Here is a 264-nt window from a genome sequence, read left to right on the forward strand (position 1 = left end):
GCTGCTGCTGGGGCACGGGCTGCTGTTGCACCGGCTGCTGCTGCGGCTGCTGCATGGGCTGCTGCTGTACGGGCTGGGCCTGCGGCGGCATGGGCTGCTGCGGGTAGCCGTAACCGGGCTGGGGCTGCTGGGGCGCCTGCTGCGGATAGCCGTAACCGGGCTGCGGCTGTTGCGGCTGCTGGGGCGGCATCGGCTGCTGCTGCGGGGGAGCGGCCTGGGGCGGCATGGCCTGCTGCGGCTGCGGCTGCTGCTGGGGCACGGGCT

At 75.0% G+C, this 264-nt stretch carries 1 protein-coding gene; it reads left to right on the top strand.

Annotation, left to right across the window (positions count from 1 at the left end; genetic code table 11):
• The coding region (locus tag J0695_RS46405; RefSeq protein ID WP_206969624.1) for a hypothetical protein at positions 1 to 264 on the top strand (264 nt) is incomplete at both ends.

This window comes from Streptomyces beijiangensis, from assembly GCF_017315755.1.
Lineage (GTDB): Bacteria > Actinomycetota > Actinomycetes > Streptomycetales > Streptomycetaceae > Streptomyces > Streptomyces beijiangensis.